The sequence below is a fragment of the Erwinia sp. 2186 genome (genome assembly GCF_057812255.1).
Genome location: NZ_CM173824.1, coordinates 3,704,971 through 3,723,653 on the forward strand (window position 1 = coordinate 3,704,971; position 18,683 = coordinate 3,723,653).

The 18,683-nt window shown below is 55.1% G+C and carries 19 protein-coding genes; 7 read left to right on the plus strand and 12 right to left on the minus strand.

Annotation, left to right across the window (positions count from 1 at the left end):
- The first annotated feature begins 91 nt into the window (after positions 1 to 91).
- The gene (locus tag ACXKZG_RS17330) at positions 92 to 1,066 is read left to right on the plus strand and encodes an aldo/keto reductase (protein ID WP_488875193.1); all 975 of its coding nucleotides are present in this window, start codon (positions 92 to 94) and stop codon (positions 1,064 to 1,066) included.
- Positions 1,067 to 1,125: 59 nt separating this feature from the next.
- Here ACXKZG_RS17330 and pgpA read toward each other — a convergent pair whose 3' ends face one another.
- The 6 genes from pgpA to nrdR all read right to left on the minus strand — a co-directional run bounded on the left by pgpA (position 1,126) and on the right by nrdR (position 5,194).
- Entirely contained in the window at positions 1,126 to 1,632 is a 507-nt protein-coding gene (pgpA, locus tag ACXKZG_RS17335) for a phosphatidylglycerophosphatase A (protein WP_041691923.1), read from the minus strand.
- The gene (thiL, locus tag ACXKZG_RS17340) at positions 1,610 to 2,587 is read right to left on the minus strand and encodes a thiamine-phosphate kinase (RefSeq protein ID WP_013201020.1); all 978 of its coding nucleotides are present in this window, start codon (positions 2,585 to 2,587) and stop codon (positions 1,610 to 1,612) included. Before thiL ends, pgpA begins: the two co-directional genes overlap by 23 nt.
- 56 nt (positions 2,588 to 2,643) lie before the next feature.
- Positions 2,644 to 3,063, minus strand: coding sequence for a transcription antitermination factor NusB (nusB, locus tag ACXKZG_RS17345; protein WP_013201019.1), 420 nt, complete (start codon positions 3,061 to 3,063; stop codon positions 2,644 to 2,646).
- A 16-nt stretch (positions 3,064 to 3,079) separates the two neighbouring features.
- Positions 3,080 to 3,550: a 6,7-dimethyl-8-ribityllumazine synthase gene (gene ribH / locus ACXKZG_RS17350; protein WP_013201018.1), complete on the minus strand. Its 471-nt coding sequence runs from the start codon at positions 3,548 to 3,550 to the stop codon at positions 3,080 to 3,082.
- Positions 3,551 to 3,634: 84 nt separating this feature from the next.
- The gene (ribD, locus tag ACXKZG_RS17355) at positions 3,635 to 4,741 is read right to left on the minus strand and encodes a bifunctional diaminohydroxyphosphoribosylaminopyrimidine deaminase/5-amino-6-(5-phosphoribosylamino)uracil reductase RibD (protein WP_488875194.1); all 1,107 of its coding nucleotides are present in this window, start codon (positions 4,739 to 4,741) and stop codon (positions 3,635 to 3,637) included.
- A 3-nt stretch (positions 4,742 to 4,744) separates the two neighbouring features.
- Positions 4,745 to 5,194, minus strand: coding sequence for a transcriptional regulator NrdR (gene nrdR / locus ACXKZG_RS17360; protein WP_013201016.1), 450 nt, complete (start codon positions 5,192 to 5,194; stop codon positions 4,745 to 4,747).
- A gap of 213 nt (positions 5,195 to 5,407) precedes the next feature.
- On the opposite strand from nrdR, the gene lysM reads away from it, so the two are divergent.
- On the plus strand, positions 5,408 to 5,845 hold the full coding sequence (lysM, locus tag ACXKZG_RS17365) for a peptidoglycan-binding protein LysM (protein ID WP_488875195.1): 438 nt from the start codon (positions 5,408 to 5,410) through the stop codon (positions 5,843 to 5,845).
- Positions 5,846 to 5,872: 27 nt separating this feature from the next.
- Entirely contained in the window at positions 5,873 to 6,445 is a 573-nt protein-coding gene (locus ACXKZG_RS17370) for a SadB/YajI family lipoprotein (RefSeq protein ID WP_134823586.1), read from the plus strand.
- 45 nt (positions 6,446 to 6,490) lie between these two features.
- Here the strand turns inward: ACXKZG_RS17370 and secF are convergent, their stop codons facing one another.
- The 5 genes from secF to queA all read right to left on the minus strand — a co-directional run bounded on the left by secF (position 6,491) and on the right by queA (position 11,980).
- Complete coding sequence (gene secF, locus ACXKZG_RS17375; protein WP_013201013.1) at positions 6,491 to 7,459, minus strand: protein translocase subunit SecF; 969 nt, start codon at positions 7,457 to 7,459, stop codon at positions 6,491 to 6,493.
- A 10-nt stretch (positions 7,460 to 7,469) separates the two neighbouring features.
- Complete coding sequence (gene secD / locus ACXKZG_RS17380; protein ID WP_013201012.1) at positions 7,470 to 9,317, minus strand: protein translocase subunit SecD; 1,848 nt, start codon at positions 9,315 to 9,317, stop codon at positions 7,470 to 7,472.
- A 27-nt stretch (positions 9,318 to 9,344) separates the two neighbouring features.
- Positions 9,345 to 9,677: a preprotein translocase subunit YajC gene (yajC, locus tag ACXKZG_RS17385; RefSeq protein ID WP_013201011.1), complete on the minus strand. Its 333-nt coding sequence runs from the start codon at positions 9,675 to 9,677 to the stop codon at positions 9,345 to 9,347.
- A 24-nt stretch (positions 9,678 to 9,701) separates the two neighbouring features.
- Entirely contained in the window at positions 9,702 to 10,826 is a 1,125-nt protein-coding gene (gene tgt, locus ACXKZG_RS17390) for a tRNA guanosine(34) transglycosylase Tgt (protein WP_488875196.1), read from the minus strand.
- Positions 10,827 to 10,909: 83 nt separating this feature from the next.
- On the minus strand, positions 10,910 to 11,980 hold the full coding sequence (gene queA, locus ACXKZG_RS17395; protein ID WP_013201009.1) for a tRNA preQ1(34) S-adenosylmethionine ribosyltransferase-isomerase QueA: 1,071 nt from the start codon (positions 11,978 to 11,980) through the stop codon (positions 10,910 to 10,912).
- Positions 11,981 to 12,161: 181 nt separating this feature from the next.
- Here queA and ACXKZG_RS17400 point away from each other — a divergent pair, with 181 nt between their 5' ends.
- From ACXKZG_RS17400 to ACXKZG_RS17415, 4 genes are all read left to right on the plus strand, one after another.
- Complete coding sequence (locus ACXKZG_RS17400; RefSeq protein ID WP_013201008.1) at positions 12,162 to 12,743, plus strand: ACP phosphodiesterase; 582 nt, start codon at positions 12,162 to 12,164, stop codon at positions 12,741 to 12,743.
- Positions 12,744 to 12,938: 195 nt separating this feature from the next.
- Positions 12,939 to 13,541, plus strand: coding sequence for a peroxiredoxin C (locus ACXKZG_RS17405; protein ID WP_013201007.1), 603 nt, complete (start codon positions 12,939 to 12,941; stop codon positions 13,539 to 13,541).
- A 329-nt stretch (positions 13,542 to 13,870) separates the two neighbouring features.
- Positions 13,871 to 15,823: an acyltransferase family protein gene (locus tag ACXKZG_RS17410; RefSeq protein ID WP_488875197.1), complete on the plus strand. Its 1,953-nt coding sequence runs from the start codon at positions 13,871 to 13,873 to the stop codon at positions 15,821 to 15,823.
- Between the two features lie 94 nt (positions 15,824 to 15,917).
- Positions 15,918 to 17,207: a histidine-type phosphatase gene (locus tag ACXKZG_RS17415; protein WP_488875198.1), complete on the plus strand. Its 1,290-nt coding sequence runs from the start codon at positions 15,918 to 15,920 to the stop codon at positions 17,205 to 17,207.
- A gap of 43 nt (positions 17,208 to 17,250) precedes the next feature.
- Here ACXKZG_RS17415 and proY read toward each other — a convergent pair whose 3' ends face one another.
- Positions 17,251 to 18,618 carry a proline-specific permease ProY gene (gene proY / locus ACXKZG_RS17420; protein ID WP_013201004.1) on the minus strand — a complete coding sequence of 456 codons (1,368 nt, stop codon included), beginning with the start codon at positions 18,616 to 18,618 and terminating at the stop codon, positions 17,251 to 17,253.
- Between the last annotated feature and the right edge of the window lie 65 nt (positions 18,619 to 18,683).

The window sequence follows — 18,683 nt, forward strand, 5'->3', positions numbered from 1 at the left end:
ACAATGCTCCCCGTCCGGGGAGCTTTTCTCCTGCTATGCTTATTCAGTTCTTTACCGGCTTAACGCCGCCAACCGACTGGCAGGAGCTCGCATGAAAACCACCACACTGGGCACAACCGATCTGACGGTTTCCCGCCTTTGCCTGGGCTGTATGACCTTCGGTCAACCCGATCGAGGCCGCCACGCCTGGACACTTCCTGAAGAGAGCAGTCGCCCGCTGATCAAGCAAGCGCTGGAATCCGGCATCAACTTCTTCGATACCGCTAACAGCTATTCCGATGGCAGTAGTGAAGAGATTGTTGGCCGCGCGCTGAAAGATTTTGCCCGCCGCGACGAGGTCGTGGTCGCCACCAAAGTCTACTTCCCGATGAGCAACCTTTCGGGCGGCCTTTCCCGCGCGAATATCATGCAATCCATTGACGACAGCCTTGGCAGGCTGGGGATGGATCACGTCGACCTGCTGCAAATCCACCGCTGGGATTACAACACCCCGCTGGAGGAGACGCTGGAAGCGCTGCACGACGTGGTGAAATCGGGCAAGGCTCGCTACATCGGCGCATCCTCGATGTTCGCCTGGCAGTTCGCTAAAGCACTGTACACCGCAGATTTACATGGCTGGACACGCTTTGTCAGCATGCAGGACCAGTACAACCTGATCCAGCGTGAGGAAGAGCGGGAAATGCATCCGCTGTGTCAGGCCGAGAATATTGCCGTGCTGCCGTGGAGTCCGCTGGCGCGAGGCCGTCTGACGCGTCCATGGGGCGAAACCACCGCGCGTTCCGTCTCTGATGAGTTCGGCAGCACGCTGTATGACAAAACCGAAGAGAACGACGGCGCGATTGCCGCCCGGGTGGCCGCGATTGCGGAAGATAAGGGCATCAGCCGCGCGCAGGTCGCGCTGGCGTGGATGCTGGCTAAGCCGGCGGTCACTGCCCCGATCATCGGCGCATCAAGAACCGAACAGCTCGCCGATCTGGTACAGGCGGTTGACGTTGAGTTGACGCAGGAAGAGATTATCCAGCTTGAAAGTGCCTACCAGCCACATAACGTGGTCGGCTTCGAGTAAAGAAAAAGGGCGACGGTTACCGTCGCCCTTTCTTATCCTGCCGCTTCAGAACACGCGGTTCAGAACGTAAAATGCAGCCCGGCATAATAGAGAATGCCCGCGGAGAGAATGCCGGCGATGATATCGTCGACCATAATCCCCATGCCACCGTGCACGTTGCGATCGAACCACCGGATCGGCCACGGCTTCCACATATCCAGAATACGGAAGATCACAAACCCCGCCAGCACCCACTGCCAGCTGTTGACCGGGATCGCCATCAGCGTAATCCACATGCCAATAAACTCATCCCAGACAATGCTGCCGTGATCGTGAACGCCCATATCTTTCGCCGTACGGTGGCAAAGATAGACCCCGATACAGATACCGAACATCACCACCAGCGAGTAAATATCCTGCGGCAAAAAGGTCATCAGATACCAGAACGGGATCGAAGCCAGCGAGCCCATGGTGCCCGGGACATAGGGGCTGAGTCCGCTGCCAAAACCGGTGGCCAGCAGATGCCAGGGGTTGCTCATTTTCAGGCGGCTTTTCGCCACATCCTTATTCGCGGCCAAAATGGTCAAATCCTTTCAGGTCTTTTTCGACGGGCTTGCCGTCCTGTAACAGCACCAAGCCTTCGGATTGTGGGGCGATCTGACCCACACAGGTAAACGGCACGCCATAATGCCCCAGCGCCACGTCTAACGCGCCACGGTTAATCTCCGGCACGGTGAAGCACAGTTCGTAATCTTCGCCACCGCTTAACGCCCAGCGGATCGCCTGCTCTGGCTCGAAGTGCAGTTTCATCACTTCAGAAAGCGGCAAGGCTTCCAGATTCAGTCTGGCGCCGCAGTCGCTGGCTTTCAGGATATGACCCAGATCGGAAATCAGCCCATCGGACAGATCGATCGCCGAACTGGCCAGGTCGCGCAGCGCCTGTCCTTGCAAAATACGCGGCATCGGACGCAGATGGCGTTTGATCAGCATTTCATGCGCCACCGGATCGTTAATCTTCACGAGGTGTTGCAGCAGCGCTAAGCCTGCGGCACTGTCGCCCAGCGTGCCGGTGACGTAGATCCAGTCGCCGGGACGGGCACCTGAACGTTTCAGCGCCCTGCCCTGCGGCACCAGGCCATGAATGCCCAGCGTCAGGCTCAGCGGCCCACGCGTGGTGTCACCGCCAATCAGCTGCATATCGTAGTAGTCGAGCAGCTCAAACAGGCTGTCGCTGAAGTCCTTCAGCCAGGCTTCGTTGACGGATGGCAGGGTTAAGGCCAGCGTCAGCCAGGCCGGATCGGCGCCCATTGCAGCCAGATCGCTGAGGTTAACCGCCAGCGCTTTATAGCCCAGATCGGCAGGATGGATATCACGCAGGAAGTGAACGCCTTCTACCAGCGTATCGGTGCTGATAGCGAGGGTCTGTTTTTCAGACAGCGTCAGTAATGCGCAGTCGTCGCCGATGCCCTTTTCCACATCGCGACGGGAGCTTGTCACACGATCGAAATAACGCGCGATAAGTTCGAATTCGCCACATGCCATACTATGCGTTCCGAGTTTGAAAAATGAAGAAGGCCGGTCAGACCGGCCTTGGAGGATTACTTCTTGTTGGGGCGGATGTAGGGAGCGGCTTTATCCAGCACGCCATTGACAAACTTATGGCTGTCTTCGGCGCCGAACACTTTCGCCAGCTCAATGCCCTCATTGATGGCCACCTTGTAGGGAACATCGGCACGCTTGCTCAGCTCAAACAGCGAGATACGCAGGATGGCTTTTTCTACCTGGCCCAGCTCTTCGAGCTGACGCGACAGGTACGGCTTCATCAGGCCATCCAGGTATGCGCTGTTGGTTGCAACGCCTACCAGCAACTCGCGGAAGTAGCTGATATCAACGTCTTTGACGTCTTGCTCCGCCAGAAACTGATATTCGACATCAGAGATGTCGTTTTTAGACAACTGCCAGGAGTAAAGCGCCTGGACAGCACATTCACGGGCGCGGCGACGAGCAGCAGGTTTCACGAAATTCCCCTTAAAATCAGGCTTTGATGGCTTTCAATACGTTAATCATTTCTAGTGCGGTCAGGGCAGCTTCTGCGCCTTTATTACCCGCTTTGGTTCCGGCACGTTCAATGGCCTGTTCGATGTTTTCAGTCGTCAGGACACCAAATGCGACCGGAATATCGCTGTTCATCGCGACGCTGGCCAGGCCAGAACTGGCTTCACCAGCGACATATTCGAAGTGGGCAGTCCCGCCACGAATAACGGTTCCGAGGGCGACAACAGCGTCGTACTTACCGGCTTTAGCCAGCGCACGTGCGGTCATTGGCATTTCATAGGCGCCTGGCACCCACACCACGGTGATATTTTCATCTTTCACCTGGCCGATGCGCTTTAACGCATCAAGGGCACCGCTCAGCAGGCTGTCGTTGATAAAGTTGTTGAAACGCGCAATGACGATGGCAACGCGCGCGTCAGGAGTAGCAACAGCAGCTTCAATAACGTTCATAATCTTCCTTTCAGGGTTCAGTTATGGCCCCGCAGGGGGGCGGATTCTATCATACTCTTCACCGCTCTGCTCCGCTTTTAAAAGCTAAGAGTCAGGCGTCAGCGTCAGGCGAATGTCGGGCCCAACCTGGCGACTATCGCTGAAGGTGAAGGCGGGAGCGTCAGCAAGATGTGCTATGCCCGGTAAATGGCACAGACCGCGTGCATTATCTCCCAGTAATTTCGGTGCCATATAGACAATCAACTCGTCCACGACGCCCGCGGTAAGCAGTGCGCCGGCCAGTTTTGCGCCGGCTTCCACCCAGACCGTATTGATCTGTCGGCGACCCAGCAGCATCATCAGCGACACTAAATCGGTATGGTCATTATGGCGCGGAACGAGGAACTGCTCCACGTTCTCCGGCCAGTTCAGGTTATCTGCCTGCTGGCGTGCCAGCCAGGTCTCACCGGGCTGGGAAATCAAACGGTGCTCAGGCGTCACCTGATTTTGACTGTCAATCACCACCCGTACCGGCTGGCGCAGATCCGCTTCGGCATACGCGGCCTGGGTATCCGCGGCAAAATCCTGCCAGCGCACGGTTAACGACGGATTATCGGCCAATACGGTGGCGCTGGTGCTGAGGATAGCCGAACTCTGGGCGCGCAGGCGTTGAACGTCGCGGCGGGCTTCTGCTGAGGTGATCCACTGGCTTTCGCCATTGGCCATCGCCGTGCGGCCATCGAGAGAGGCGCCGAGCTTCAGCTGCACCCACGGGAAACCGGTTCGCATCCGCTTCAGGAAGCCGCGATTAAGCGCTTCTGCTTCCTGCATCATCAGCCCATGGCTGACCTCAATGCCCGCCTGCTGCAGGCGATATAGCCCGCGACCGGCCACTTCCGGATTGGGATCCTGCATCGCTGCAATAACCCGGCTGACGCCGGCGGCAATCAGCGCATCACAGCAAGGTGGCGTCCGCCCGTGGTGGCTACAGGGTTCAAGGGTGACATAGGCCGTTGCCCCTTTCACCTTATCGCCAGCCATCCGCAGCGCGTGGACTTCAGCATGCGGTTCACCGGCGCGAAAATGGTAGCCTTCGCCGACCATCACGCCATCGCGGACAATCACGCAGCCGACATTCGGATTGGGCGTGGTGGTAAACCGGCCACGGCGGGCGAGCTCAAGGGCGCGCGCCATCCAGATTTCATCGCTCATGGTTTAATCCTGTAAACGGGCAATCTCTTCGCCAAACTCGCGAATATCTTCAAAGCTGCGGTAGACGGAGGCAAAGCGAATATAGGCCACCTTATCCAGTTTTTTCAGCTCATCCATCACCAGATTGCCGATCATTTTGCTCGGCACTTCACGCTCGCCGGTGGAGCGCAGCTGGCTTTTGATATGACTGATGGCATTTTCCACATCGTCAGAGCTGACCGGACGCTTCTCCAGCGCTTTCATCAGGCCGCTGGCCAGCTTGTCTTCATTGAAGGGTTCGCGGACATCATTGCTTTTAACGACCCGAGGCATCACCAGTTCGGCCACCTCAAAGGTGGTAAAACGTTCATGGCACACCAGACACTGGCGACGACGGCGCACCGAAGTGCCTTCCCCAACCAAACGGGAGTCGATCACTTTGGTATCCACAGCAGAACAGAACGGGCAATGCATGATAATTCCTGATAATCCTGGAAATTGGCCCACAGTGTAGCGCGAAGTGGCTACTAACAAAATAACGTCATCGCCCTTTCCGTGCCTTTGGCGAATGTTGCCTCGCCGCTCAGAACCTGCGCGTGTCCTGACGTGGCTTAACGCTTTACCCGCTATAATAAGCAGGTTGTATAGCGTTATTTCTTCTCTAACCAAGGATAAACCGGAGGATATATGGGATTGTTTAACTTCGTAAAAGAAGCAGGTGAGAAATTGTGGGACTCCGTCACCGGAGGCGATGACCAGAACAAAAAGCTGCAGGAGCACATCACCAAGCTCAACCTGCCCGGCAGCGACAAGATTGACGTGAAGGTTGCCGACGGCAAAGCCAGCATCAGTGGCGATGCCATTTCACAGGAGTTGAAAGAGAAAGTGCTGATTGCTGTCGGTAACGTCGCCGGCATCACCGCAGTGGAAGACAACGTAAACGTGGAGCAACTCGCCACGGAAGCCCGTTTCTACACGGTGAAAAAAGGCGACACGCTGAGCGCCATTTCGAAAGAAGTCTATGGCGATGCTAATAAATACAATAAGATATTTGAAGCTAACAAGCCGATGCTGTCTGATGTGAATAAAATTTATCCCGGGCAGACATTGCGCATTCCAGAATAAATTGACGGCAAGGAGCTCTGAGCGGGTATGGCGAAAGACTTAAAGAAAAAACCTCTGCTGCTGGTTGCAGCATTGATGCTGGCGGGTTGTGCAGCACCCAAGCAGCAGCCAGAGCTGAATAAACTGCATAATCAGGTCGGTAAACTCAATACTGAAATGCAGCAGCTCACTCAACAGGCTGCCAGCCTTGAACAGCAAAACATGCTGAACAGTACCTTAAACCAGGGTGCCTGGTTGCTGCCCGCCACCAAAACGGCAGTGGCATTGAAGAGCCAGGCTGGCGAAGTCCGCCTTTCCCTTAGCCAGATTGAAGGCGACGCTAACGGCACCCGTGCCATTCTGCATATCCGCTCGGCAGCGGATAACACCATACCGGCCTTTACCGCGCAGGTGGAATGGGGCGAAATGGATCCCACCACCGGTAAACCGCTGCAGGTCGACAGCCAAAGTCAGTCACTGATGGTGAAAGACTCGCTGCTGGCGCGCAGTGAAGTTACCGTGCCCTTACGCCTGAGCAATATCACCCCTGAGCAGTTGGGCTATATCAGGGTTCACGATATCGTGTTGCAAGACGCGCCAAAACCGGCCACCGCGCCATAAAAAAAGGGCCGCTTTCGCGGCCCTTTCTCATCGTAACGTCACAGCTTACGGCATAATCGAAGGTTGATCGGCACCCTCTTTTTCTACTTTGGTCTGCAGCATGTGCTCACGCTTCATGCCGAGTTTCAGCGCCAGCGCTGAAGCCACGTAGATAGAGGAAACGGTCCCGATAGACACCCCGATCAGCATCGTCAGCGAGAAGCCTTCCAGCAGTGCGCCGCCGAAGATAAACAGCATCAGCACCACCATCAGCGTGGTCGCCGAGGTCATGATGGTACGGCTTAACGTCTGCGTCAGCGAGACGTTAACGATATCGTAAGGCGTGCCGCGACGGATCTTGCGGAAGTTTTCACGAATACGGTCCGATACCACGATACTGTCGTTCAGCGAGTAACCGATAACCGACATCAGTGACGCCACGATGGTTAAATCAATCTCAATATGGAACAGAGAGAGGATACCCATGGTGATGATCACGTCATGCGCCAGTGCCAGCACCGCACCTAACGCCAGTCGCCACTCAAAGCGGAAACCGACATAGATCAGGATAGCAATCAACGCCACCAGCAGCGCCATGCCGCCAGCCTGCGCCAAATCGCTACCCACGCTTGGCCCAACAAATTCGATACGCTTAACCGTGGCGTTCTGCTCGCTGGCCTGGTTGATGATGCTCACCACCTTGTTACCCAGCTCCTGGCCCGCATTGCCCTCGTTAGGGGACATACGCACCAGCACGTCACGGCTGCTGCCGAAGTTCTGTACCTGAGGATCCACGAATCCTGACTTCTCCAGCGCACCGCGCAGGCTGTCAATATCCGCTGGTTTCTCCAGGGTGATTTCAATAACGGTTCCGCCGGTAAAATCCAGGCCCCAGTTAAACCCTTTCAGTCCCATGATCGCGAAGGACGCGATCAGCAGCAGAGCTGAAATGGTAAAGGCCACTTTATCCCAGCGCATAAAGTCATGAACTTTACGCCCGTAGTTCAGTTGTTCAACGGTATAGTCCTGTGCCACAACGCACTCCTCAGATAGACAGCTTGGTGATGCGTTTGCCGCCGTACAACAGGTTGACGAGGGCACGGGTACCGACAATGGCGGTAAACATCGAGGTCACGACGCCAATCGCGGTCGTAATTGCAAAGCCTTTGATTGACCCGGTGCCCACCGCATACAGAATAATTGCAGTGATCAGCGTGGTGACGTTGGCATCGACAATACTGGAGAACGCGCCTTTATAGCCTTCATGGATAGCTTGCTGAATGGAACGTCCATTCTTGATCTCTTCCTTGATACGCTCGTTAATCAGTACGTTCGCATCCACCGCAACCGCCAGCGTCAACACGATACCGGCAATACCCGGCATGGTCAGCGTTGCACCCGGCAGCAGCGACATGATACCAACAATCAGCACCAGGTTAGCCACCAGCGCCGAGGTGGCGATCACACCGAACTTACGGTAGTAAACCACCATAAATACGATAGAGGCGATCAGGCCCCACAGACAGGCTTCCAGACCCTGAGTGATGTTCTGCGCACCCATGGTTGGACCAATGGTACGTTCTTCAACAATCTGGATTGGCGCAATCAACGCACCGGCACGCAGCAGCAGTGACAGCTGGCGGGCTTCGTTCGGGTTGCTGATGCCGGTAATACGGAAGCTGTTACCCAGTCGGGACTGGATGTTCGCAACGTTAATCACCTCTTCCTGCTTCGCCAGGATCGCACGGCCGTTGGCATCTTTCTTACCGCTGTCTTTGTATTCGACAAACAGCGTTGCCATCGGCTTACCGATATTATCCTTGGTGAAGTTGGACATGATGTTACCGCCCGCGCTGTCCAGCGAGATGTTCACCTGTGCCTGGTTGTACTCATCCTGGCTCGACGTGGAGTCAGTAATGTGGTCACCGGTCAGGATCACGCGCTTGTACAGGGTCACTGGCTGACCGTCACGGGTGTTTTTCACTTCTGAATCACCCGGTACACGGCCGTTAGCCGCAGCGGTTGGATCAACAGTGGTGTTCACCAGACGGAATTCCAGCGTGGCGGTCGCGCCCAGAATTTCTTTCGCACGGGCCGTGTCCTGGATACCAGGCAGCTCAACCACAATACGATCGGAACCCTGACGCTGAACCAGCGGTTCGGCTACGCCAAGCTGGTTAACACGGTTACGCAGGATATTGATGTTCTGCTGAACCGCATATTCACGGGCTTCACGCAGACGATCGTCAGTCATCACCGCTCGCAGGGTATTACCGCTGGTTCCGCTGATCACCAGGTCACGATGGCGGTCCGACAGATAGCTGACGGCAGCATCACGCGACGCGGCATCACGGAAACGAATTTCCAGACCGTAATTGTCGGTTTTGCGAACGTTGGTATAAGGAATGTTTTTGTCACGCAGATCGCTTCTGAGGTTATCGATGTTCTGCTCCTGGAGTTTACCCAGAGCGGTATCCATATCGACTTCCATCAGGAAGTGTACGCCGCCGCGCAGATCGAGACCGAGTTTCATCGGCTCTGCGGCCAGCAAGGTCAGCCAGGTTGGCGTTGCGGGAGCAAGGTTAAGCGCGACAACGAAGTCTTCACCCAACACTTTGGTAATGGCATCACGGGCACGCAGCTGCACGTCACCGTTTGCGAAACGCGCCAGAATTGCGCCATTTTCCAGTGCAATGGATTTGCTCTGGATATTATCTTGCTTCAAGGCATCTTGGATCTGAACCAGCGTCTGCTCACTGGCGGCGCTTCCGCGCGCACCAGTGATCTGAACGGCCGGATCCTCACCATACAGGTTGGGAAGTGCGTACAGCAGGCCGCCGAGTAACACGACGATCAGCATGATGTACTTCCACAAAGGATAACGGTTTAACACGGCAGTTCCCTTAGGGAAAACAAAAAATTAAAGCGCCTTCATCGTACCTTTCGGCAGAACGGCAGCCACGAAGTCACGTTTAACTACCACTTCAGTAGTTTCGTTCAGCGCGATAGCAACATAACCGGTGTCAGCCACTTTGGTGACGCGGCCAACCAGGCCACCGGTGGTCAGCACTTCATCACCTTTAGAGATGGAGTCCATCAGCTTCTTGTGCTCTTTACCGCGTTTTTGCTGCGGGCGCAGGATCATGAAGTAGAAAATCAGACCAAAAACCACCAGCATAATAACCAGTGAATAAGGACTTCCCTGAGACGGCGCGCCAGCTGCTGCCACTGCGTCAGAAATGAACAAGCTCATTAAATTTCCCTCATTGTTTAATTATCAAACGGATAGTGGCGGAGCCGTGTTACCCGTCCGGTCGTAGAATTCAGTCACAAAGTGCTCTAACTTACCGTCTTCAATCGCCTGACGTAAACCAGCCATTAAACGCTGGTAATAGCGCAGGTTGTGAATGGTGTTCAGACGCGCACCCAGTATTTCGTTACAACGATCAAGATGATGCAAGTAGGCACGGCTGTAATTGCGACAGGTGTAGCAATCACACTCCGCATCCAGCGTTGCGGTGTCATCTTTATACTTCGCATTACGGATTTTTACGATGCCGTCGGTCACAAAAAGGTGGCCGTTGCGCGCGTTGCGGGTAGGCATCACGCAGTCGAACATATCGATTCCGCGACGTACGCCTTCCACCAGATCCTGAGGTTTACCGACGCCCATCAGGTAACGGGGTTTGTCTTCCGGGATCTGCGGGCAGACATGCTCCAGAATACGGTGCATATCTTCTTTTGGCTCACCGACCGCCAGGCCGCCCACAGCGTAACCATCAAAGCCAATCTCTACCAGCCCTTTTACCGAGACATCTCGTAAATCTTCGTAAACCCCACCCTGGATTATGCCGAAAAGGGCTTTTTTATTCTCAAGAGAATCAAAGCGATCGCGACTACGCTGCGCCCAGCGCAGTGACATCTCCATCGAGCGCTTGGCGTAATCCCAGTCAGCAGGATAGGGGGTACATTCATCGAAGATCATCACGATGTCAGAACCGAGATCGTACTGGATCTCCATCGACTTTTCCGGGTCGAGGAAGATCGCATCGCCGTTGATCGGGTTGCGGAAGTGCACGCCGGCTTCGGTGATTTTACGGATGTCGCCGAGGCTGAACACCTGGAAGCCGCCGGAATCGGTAAGGATCGGGCCTTTCCAGTTCATAAAGTCATGCAGATCGCCGTGCAGCTTCATCACTTCCTGGCCAGGACGCAGCCACAGGTGGAAGGTGTTGCCGAGGATGATCTGTGCACCGGTATCAATCACTTCTTCCGGCGTCATGCCTTTTACCGTGCCGTAAGTGCCCACGGGCATAAATGCCGGGGTTTCCACCACGCCGCGATCGAAGATCAGACGGCCACGGCGCGCGCGCCCGTCAGTTTTATCTAATTCGAACTTCACGTTGCCTCCACCAGAGATACAGTCTGATGTTAAGTGTTATCAGCCGCACAGGGTGCACGGCTGAGGATACTGCCGGTTGGATGTTATTCGCCAACCTGCTCGGTAACAGCCTCGGGATTGCGGGTGATAAACATCGCATCGCCGTAGCTGAAGAATCGGTACTGCTCTGCCACCGCCTGCTGGTAGGCGTGCATCGTATTGCGGTAACCCGCAAACGCCGAGACCAGCATAATCAGCGTGGACTCCGGCAGGTGGAAATTGGTCACCAGCGCATCAATCACCTGATACTGGTAGCCGGGGAAAATAAAGATTTTGGTATCGTCGAAGAACGGCGCGATCAGCGCATCCTGAGCCGCCTGCGCGGCGCTTTCCAGCGAACGCACGGAAGTGGTGCCTACGGCCACCACGCGGTTGCCACGGGCTTTACAGGCCAGCACCGCATCCACCACATCCTGCGGCACTTCGGCATACTCCGCGTGCATAATGTGGTCTTCAATGCTGTCAACCCGCACGGGCTGGAAGGTCCCTGCCCCAACGTGAAGGGTGACAAAGGCCGTTTCGATGCCCTTTTCACGCAGCGCGTCGAGCATGGGCTGATCGAAATGCAGGCCGGCCGTTGGCGCAGCGACAGCACCTGGCCGCTGGCTGTAGACGGTCTGATACAGCTCACGGTCAGCGTCTTCATCAGGACGGTCAATATAAGGCGGCAGCGGCATATGCCCCACCGCATTGAGAATATCGAGCACCGCGCGCTCATCGTCAAACTGCAGTTCAAAAAGCGCATCGTGGCGGGCAACCATCGTCGCTTTGACGCTTTCATCATCGCCGAGCAGTAACTCTGCACCCGGCTTAGGCGCTTTCGACGCCCGCACATGGGCCAGCACGCGATGGTCATCGAGCATGCGCTCAACCAGCACTTCAATTTTGCCGCCGCTGACTTTACGACCAAACACGCGCGCAGGGATAACGCGGGTGTTGTTGAACACCAGCAGGTCGCCAGGGGTGAGCTTATCCAGCAAATCCGTAAAGATGCCATGAGACAACTCGCCGTCCGGCCCGTTAAGGGAAAGGAGACGACATCCGCTGCGCTGGGCCTGCGGATAATGGGCAATCAAAGATTCGGGCAACTCAAACGAAAAATCGGCAACGCGCATGGTCATTCACTGTTGGGAAATCAGGGCGCACATTCTAGCTGAAATCCCGCCATTTCTAAACAATCTAATGCTGCACGCGCCGGGAACACCTCCGGAGTCCTGTCAGAGCCGCATTCATCCAGAGTTCCTGCACCGGCTAACGCAACTACACCACCAGCGGATTAGGCGATATACTCCCCGGATGAACTTTCTTGCGCATCTCCACCTGGCCTCGCTGGCCGAAAGCTCCCTGTTGGGCAATCTGATGGCCGATTTTGTGCGGGGTAATCCGCATAACGACTGGCCGACGCCGGTTGCCGAGGGCATTTTGCATCATCGTCGCATTGATGTGATGACCGACGCGCTGCCCGAAGTGCGCGCTGCGCGTGACTTTTTCCGTGCCGAAACCCGTCGCGTTTCCCCCATCACCCTCGACGTGATCTGGGATCATTTTCTGTCACGAAACTGGGATAAAATCGTTCCGGAAATTTCCTTGCCAGCTTTTTTGGCTCAGGCAAAATCTGTGATCGCGCCCGAATTAGCCTCGACACCCGAGCGATTCCAGAATCTTAACCGTTATTTATGGTCCGATCGCTGGATGGAGAAGTACGCCGACGCCGATTACCTGCAGCCGGTACTGCGGGGCATGGCCAGTCGTCGCCCACGCCTGGCCGCGCTGGAAGATTCGTTCGACGACTTTATTGATAATTATCAAATATTTGAAGATTTTTTTTGGCAGTTTTATCCGCGTATGATGGATAAAGCCGTGCATAAAGCGCTGTAAAAGCCGGGTGAGACGTTTGCCGCTTGCCCTTTTGGCGAAAACGGTTATTGTATGAGGCTGCTTTAAGCATTTTAATTTTTTGATAGGTTTTACCTATCTGAACAATCAGCGTTTTACGCTGGCACCTGTCCCGACATCGCTCTTATACTGCAGGCGATTCGTCTCATTAACCCACCTCTCTCTACAGGAGTGAACATGGTCCTGGTAACTCGTCAAGCCCCAGATTTTACTGCCGCAGCTGTGCTGGGCAACGGTGAAATCGTTGAGAACTTCAACTTTAAAAAACACACCGCTGGTAAAGCCACCGTTGTGTTCTTTTGGCCAATGGATTTCACCTTCGTTTGTCCTTCTGAACTGATTGCTTTTGACAAGCGTTACGAAGAATTCCAGAAGCGCGGCGTTGAAGTTGTCGGCGTGTCTTTCGATTCTGAGTTTGTGCATAACGCATGGCGCAAAACCCCAATCGAAAAAGGCGGCATCGGCGAAGTGAAATACGCCATGGTTGCTGACATCAAACGTGAAGTGCAGAAAGCCTACGGTATCGAACATCCGGACGCTGGCGTTGCACTGCGCGGTTCATTCCTGATCGACAAAGCCGGTGTGGTTCGCCACCAGGTTGTTAACGATCTGCCACTGGGCCGTAACGTTGACGAAATGCTGCGCATGGTTGACGCGCTGCAGTTCCACGAAGAGCACGGCGAAGTGTGCCCGGCTCAGTGGGAAAAAGGAAAAGAAGGTATGGGCGCGTCTCCAGACGGCGTTGCTAAATACCTGTCTGCGAACGCGGCTAAGCTGTAATAGCGTCCGCTGTCGAAAAGGCTCGCTTCGGCGGGCCTTTTTCATTTCTGCGCCCCACCATTTTTTTACTTAATTGTTAGTTCCCCTCTGCTTAGCCGAAATTAACACCGGTCGTTTTGAGATAATTCCCTCAGGAATATCTATATTTGTTTCTCCGTATTGGAAATCCCCGCGTATTGCCATAGCCTGATATGAAAATTAGTCCAATTATTCATCGCGGCTTGCTTCACAGGTGGCCTGACAGACGTCAGTAACGCGTGTGGGGTAATCAGTGGTTATTTTCGTTTTTTTATTAACGGCAATACTGCGTATTTTTGGGATCAGTGACCATGAAGAGTGTGCATCTATTTTCCTATCGTAAAGACATTGACGGGCTGCGGGCCCTTGCGATCCTGCTGGTGGTTCTGTTCCACTCTGGCGTTGGCGCGTTATCGGGCGGATTTATTGGCGTTGACGTATTTTTTGTTATTTCTGGATTTTTAATTGGCAGCATTATCTCCAGAGAAATAAGCAATAATACCTTCACCTTTTATCAATTTTACGTTCGACGCATCCGCCGTATTGCCCCCGCCCTGTTCTTTATGTTGTTTTGCATCACCGCATTAAGTTACAGCATTTTGTCACCGCTGGAATTCCGCGATCTGGCAAAGTATGTCACCGCCGTATTGCTGTTTGTTCCCAACGTCATGCTGTTGAAAGGCATTGATTACTTTAATCCTGACGCCGACCTCAATCCGATGCTGATGACCTGGTCGCTGGGCATTGAAGAGCAATTTTATTTTGTGCTTCCGGCGTTGATGATCATTGCCCACCGGTTACGATTTTCACTGAAGGCGGTCATTGTTACCCTCAGTCTGGCCTCGCTGGTCGCGGGCATTATCATCACCCCAATCAACGGCAACAGCGCGTTTTACCTGTTGCACACCCGGGCGTGGGAGCTTGGCGCAGGGGTGCTGTTGGCTCTGTGGCGCAACCAGCCGTTGACCGGCAGCAAAGGCGTGCCGTTGACGCTGGCGGGCCTGCTGTTAATCCTGCTACCGGTGTTTTTCCTCGATAAAGAGAGTGCTTTTCCCGGCTTCCTCGCGCTGATGCCGGTGGTCGGCGCGGTGCTGATTATTCTTACCCATAACCGCCTGCATCAGACTCTGCTGGAAAACCCGCTGATGGTATTTATCGGCAAGGTTTCTTACTCATGGTATTTGTGGCACTGGCCGTTACTGAGCCTGGCCCGTATCAGCGCGAACGATCCTTTAAGCGTGGTGCAGGGATTATCCATCAGCGCTGGCGCACTGCTGATTGCCACCTTTTCCTGGTACTTTGTCGAGAAGCCGTTCCGGCGTCCGGCTCAGCCGCAACAGCGTATTATAACGTCCTACGCCATATTATGCGTGGTCGGTATTCTGTCATTCGTTTCTATCTATATGACCGGCGGGCTGAAATATCGCGTTAACGATTTGGTGAACAACGGTGAGCTGTTTAAGGTCGAGGCGGAAACCAATCCCTGCCTGTTAACCTATGGTGCGAACCTGCCGTCAACCAACAGTCTGTGTATGCCGGCGATAGCGGTGCCGGCTGTGGCACTGGTGGGCGACAGCCATGCTGCGGCGCTGCGCTCGGCCGTCGCGCAATATGCCTTAAAAAATAAAAAGCCCTTATTCCAGATGACCAAATCCTCCTGTCCATTTTTGATTGGCAGCAGCCGCTATATGCTGGATCATCCTGAACAGGGCGACCAATGTACCGCCTTTAATAAAGAAGTGATGAAAACGTTACTCAGTGACAAGGTCGACGAAGTGGTGATTACCGCATTCTGGTCATCCGGCTTTTCATTAATTCCCGGCTATGGCTATCGCTCAATCGATGGAAAACAACAGGATAATTATCTGGCGCTCGATCAGGGCCTGGGTAATGCGGTAAAACTATTACGCGCGGCGAATAAGAAAGTGACAATAGTGGAAGATGTACCGAGTCTGGATATCGATCCGCTGCGTTACAGCATTACCCAGAATATCCCGCTGCGGGCGAAAATTAACGCGTGGCTGAGCAACGGCTCTGGCGTAAATACGGCTGCCGACCGCACGCTGCGTTTTCATCTGACGGAAGATAAAGTCAATAAAATCCTCGGCGCCTATGCGCAGCCGGGGGTGAAAGTGCTCAATTTGAAAGAGAATTTATGCACGCAAAAAGGCTGTCTGATTGCCAGTAAAGGCTTGCCGCTTTACTACGACACCCACCATCTTACCGATCTGGGCAGCAGCATTGCACTGGGCAACAATTTGTAGCCTTGCCCGCAGCGTCACGGTTTCAATGGCCTGACGATTGCGTTACTGTCAGGGGCCTGGCACGCCCCTGACTCAACGCTAAGCAAAGGAAAACATGGACGCTAAACTCTCCCTTGTGACCACCCTGATGGTTTCTGTCCTGTACGAGGTCTTCAGCCCGTACGCCGCAGCGAAAGCAGAAGATTACACGCTGGAAAAAGTGGTCGAAGTCAGCCGCCATGGCGTGCGGCCGCCCACCCCGGGCGATCGTCAGTCCATTGAAGCGGGCACGCAGCGCAGTTGGCCGCGCTGGTTAACGGCCGACGGCAACCTGACCGGCCACGGTTACACCGCCGTCTGGTTGAAGGCCCGCTATGAAGCCGGGCGCTATCGCCAGCTGGGCGTGCTAAAAGCCGGCTGCCCATCCCCTGGCGACGTCTATATCCGTTCCAGTCCGTTGCAGCGCACCCAGGCCAGTGCAGAAGCCTGGTCTGCGGCCGCGTTCCCTGGCTGCGGCGTTCCGGTGCATGCGCTGGACAAAGACGATGCGCTGTTTGCCTTCCCCTCGGATAAAGTCAGTGAGTCGCAAAAGGCCCGCTATAAGCAGGAAGCGCTGGACGCAATGGGCGGCACGCCCGAACAGGCGCAGCAGCGTCTGCAACCGCAAATTGACGCCCTTAAACACGCCGTTTGCCAACATGGCCAGCCCTGCCCGGTATTCGATCGGCCCTGGACTCTGAACGTCTGGTCGAATGGCGGCATCGCTATCCAGGGGCTGGATACCCTGGCGGCAATGGCAGAAAGCATCCGCTTAGCCTGGAGTGAGAATCAGCCGTTGAGCAAGGTGGCGTTTGGCCAGGCGGATAGTGCGGCCAGGGTCAGCGCATTACTGCCTTTGCTGACGGCGAAATATGATTTCACCAACGATTTGCCTTCCGCCGCACGCCGGGGCGGATCGGTGTTGCTGGATCAGATTGCCAAAGCGTTGCAAACCTCTCAGTCGCAGGATGCACCACCCGACGTGCGCTGGTTATTGTTCGTCGCCAGCGATATTAACCTCTCCTACCTGCGCACGCTGCTGCACTTCAACTGGCAACAGGGCGATTATCCACGAGGCAATCTGCCGCCCGGCGGCAGCCTGGTGTTTGAACGCTGGCGCGATAATCTCGGTAAGCGTTTTCTCCGGGTCTACTTCCAGTCTCAAAGCCTGGATCAACTGCGCCAGTTAACGCCCATCAGCGCCAGCGATCCGTTGCTGACCACGGAATGGCACCCCGACGGCTGCAAACGCACCGAGGTGGGCACGCTGTGCCCTTATGACGCTGCCTTACAGCGTATCGGGCAGGCAACAGATCGCTCAAGTCAGGTGCCGGTCAGCTACCCTCAATCCGCATCGCAGCCATAAAAAAACCGCCCACGTTGGGGCGGTTCTTAAACGGTTAGCGCGGTTAAGCGTTGGCGTTCTTGTTCAGCGTTTTCTTCACAAACTGCCAGCTCACCAGCAGCACCACCAGCCAGGCGACACCGACATACAGCGAAATCCGCGTATCCGGGAAGTAACCAATCAGGCCGATGATAAAGACGAGGAACAGGATGCCCACGATGGCGGTAAAGATGCCGCCTGGCACGGCAAACTTCAGCGCTTTCGCCTGCTCTTTGGTCAGCGAGCGGCGGAAACCAATCTGGGCGAAGAGGATCATAATCCACACCCAAACGGTGGCAAAGGTCGCCAGTGAGGCGATCACCAGGAACACTTTTTCCGGCATCAGGTAGTTCAGGTAGACCGCCACCAGCATCGCCGCCATCATCACCAGCACCGTCACCCACGGAATGCCGCGACGGGAAACCGTAGCGAACATTTTCGGCGCGTGGCCCTGCTCTGCCATACCGTGCAGCATACGTCCGACGCCAAACACATCGCTGTTAATCGCCGACAGTGAGGCGGTGATCACCACAAAGTTCAGGATCGCCGCCGCGGCCGCAATGCCCATATGCTGGAAGGTCAGCACGAACGGGCTGCCGTTGGTGCCGACCTGGTTCCACGGGAAAATCGACATAATCACGAACAGCGTGCCGACGTAGAACACCAGAATACGCAGCGGAACGGTATTGATCGCTTTCGGGATCGAGGTTTCCGGATCTTTCGCTTCACCTGCGGTGATGCCGATGATCTCAATGCCGCCATAGGCGAACATCACAATCTGCAGTGACAGCACCATGCCGATCACCCCGTGGGCGAAGAAACCGCCGTTGGTCCACAGATTATGGATGCCGGTCGGCTGACCGCCGTTACCAATACCCCAGAAGATGATGCCGATACCGGCGACAATCATAATGATGATGGTCGCGACCTTGAACAGCGACAGCCAGAACTCCACTTCCCCGAACACTTTCACCGTCGCCATGTTAATGGCGCCAATAATCAGCACCACGCTCAGCACCCAGATCCAGTGCGGAACGTCGGGGAACCAAACGCCCATATAGATACCAAAGGCGGTAACATCGGCGATGGCGACAATCAGGATTTCGAAACAGTAGGTCCAGCCGGTGATATACCCGGCCAGCGGGCCAAGGTAGTCCTGCGCATAGCGCGAAAAGGAGCTGGCCTGAGGATTGTTGACGGACATTTCGCCGAGCGCGCGCATGATGATATACGCAATCGCGCCGCCGATAATATACGCGAGAATCACGCTCGGACCGGCCATTTTCATCGCATCTGCCGAGCCATAGAACAGCCCGGTGCCGATTGCCGATCCCAATGCCATAAAACGAATGTGGCGGGTACTCAGTCCCTTTTTGAGCGTATTTTTTGTCATGTTTCGGGTTCTGCTTTCACTCTGACTGCGTCTTCTGCCGCACGGGCAACAGAAGACGCGGGGGT

What these genes read in the sequence shown, in the direction of transcription:
- ACXKZG_RS17330 (WP_488875193.1), top strand. Translation starts at nt 92, where the DNA reads ATGAAAACCACCACACTGGGCACAACCGATCTGACGGTTTCCCGCCTT.
- thiL (WP_013201020.1), bottom strand. Translation starts at nt 2,587, where the DNA reads ATGGCATGTGGCGAATTCGAACTTATCGCGCGTTATTTCGATCGTGTG.
- ribH (WP_013201018.1), bottom strand. Translation starts at nt 3,550, where the DNA reads ATGAACGTTATTGAAGCTGCTGTTGCTACTCCTGACGCGCGCGTTGCC.
- ribD (WP_488875194.1), bottom strand. Translation starts at nt 4,741, where the DNA reads ATGAGCGATGAAATCTGGATGGCGCGCGCCCTTGAGCTCGCCCGCCGT.
- nrdR (WP_013201016.1), bottom strand. Translation starts at nt 5,194, where the DNA reads ATGCATTGCCCGTTCTGTTCTGCTGTGGATACCAAAGTGATCGACTCC.
- lysM (WP_488875195.1), top strand. Translation starts at nt 5,408, where the DNA reads ATGGGATTGTTTAACTTCGTAAAAGAAGCAGGTGAGAAATTGTGGGAC.
- ACXKZG_RS17370 (WP_134823586.1), top strand. Translation starts at nt 5,873, where the DNA reads ATGGCGAAAGACTTAAAGAAAAAACCTCTGCTGCTGGTTGCAGCATTG.
- yajC (WP_013201011.1), bottom strand. Translation starts at nt 9,677, where the DNA reads ATGAGCTTGTTCATTTCTGACGCAGTGGCAGCAGCTGGCGCGCCGTCT.
- queA (WP_013201009.1), bottom strand. Translation starts at nt 11,980, where the DNA reads ATGCGCGTTGCCGATTTTTCGTTTGAGTTGCCCGAATCTTTGATTGCC.
- ACXKZG_RS17400 (WP_013201008.1), top strand. Translation starts at nt 12,162, where the DNA reads ATGAACTTTCTTGCGCATCTCCACCTGGCCTCGCTGGCCGAAAGCTCC.
- ACXKZG_RS17405 (WP_013201007.1), top strand. Translation starts at nt 12,939, where the DNA reads ATGGTCCTGGTAACTCGTCAAGCCCCAGATTTTACTGCCGCAGCTGTG.
- ACXKZG_RS17410 (WP_488875197.1), top strand. Translation starts at nt 13,871, where the DNA reads ATGAAGAGTGTGCATCTATTTTCCTATCGTAAAGACATTGACGGGCTG.
- ACXKZG_RS17415 (WP_488875198.1), top strand. Translation starts at nt 15,918, where the DNA reads ATGGACGCTAAACTCTCCCTTGTGACCACCCTGATGGTTTCTGTCCTG.
- proY (WP_013201004.1), bottom strand. Translation starts at nt 18,618, where the DNA reads ATGACAAAAAATACGCTCAAAAAGGGACTGAGTACCCGCCACATTCGT.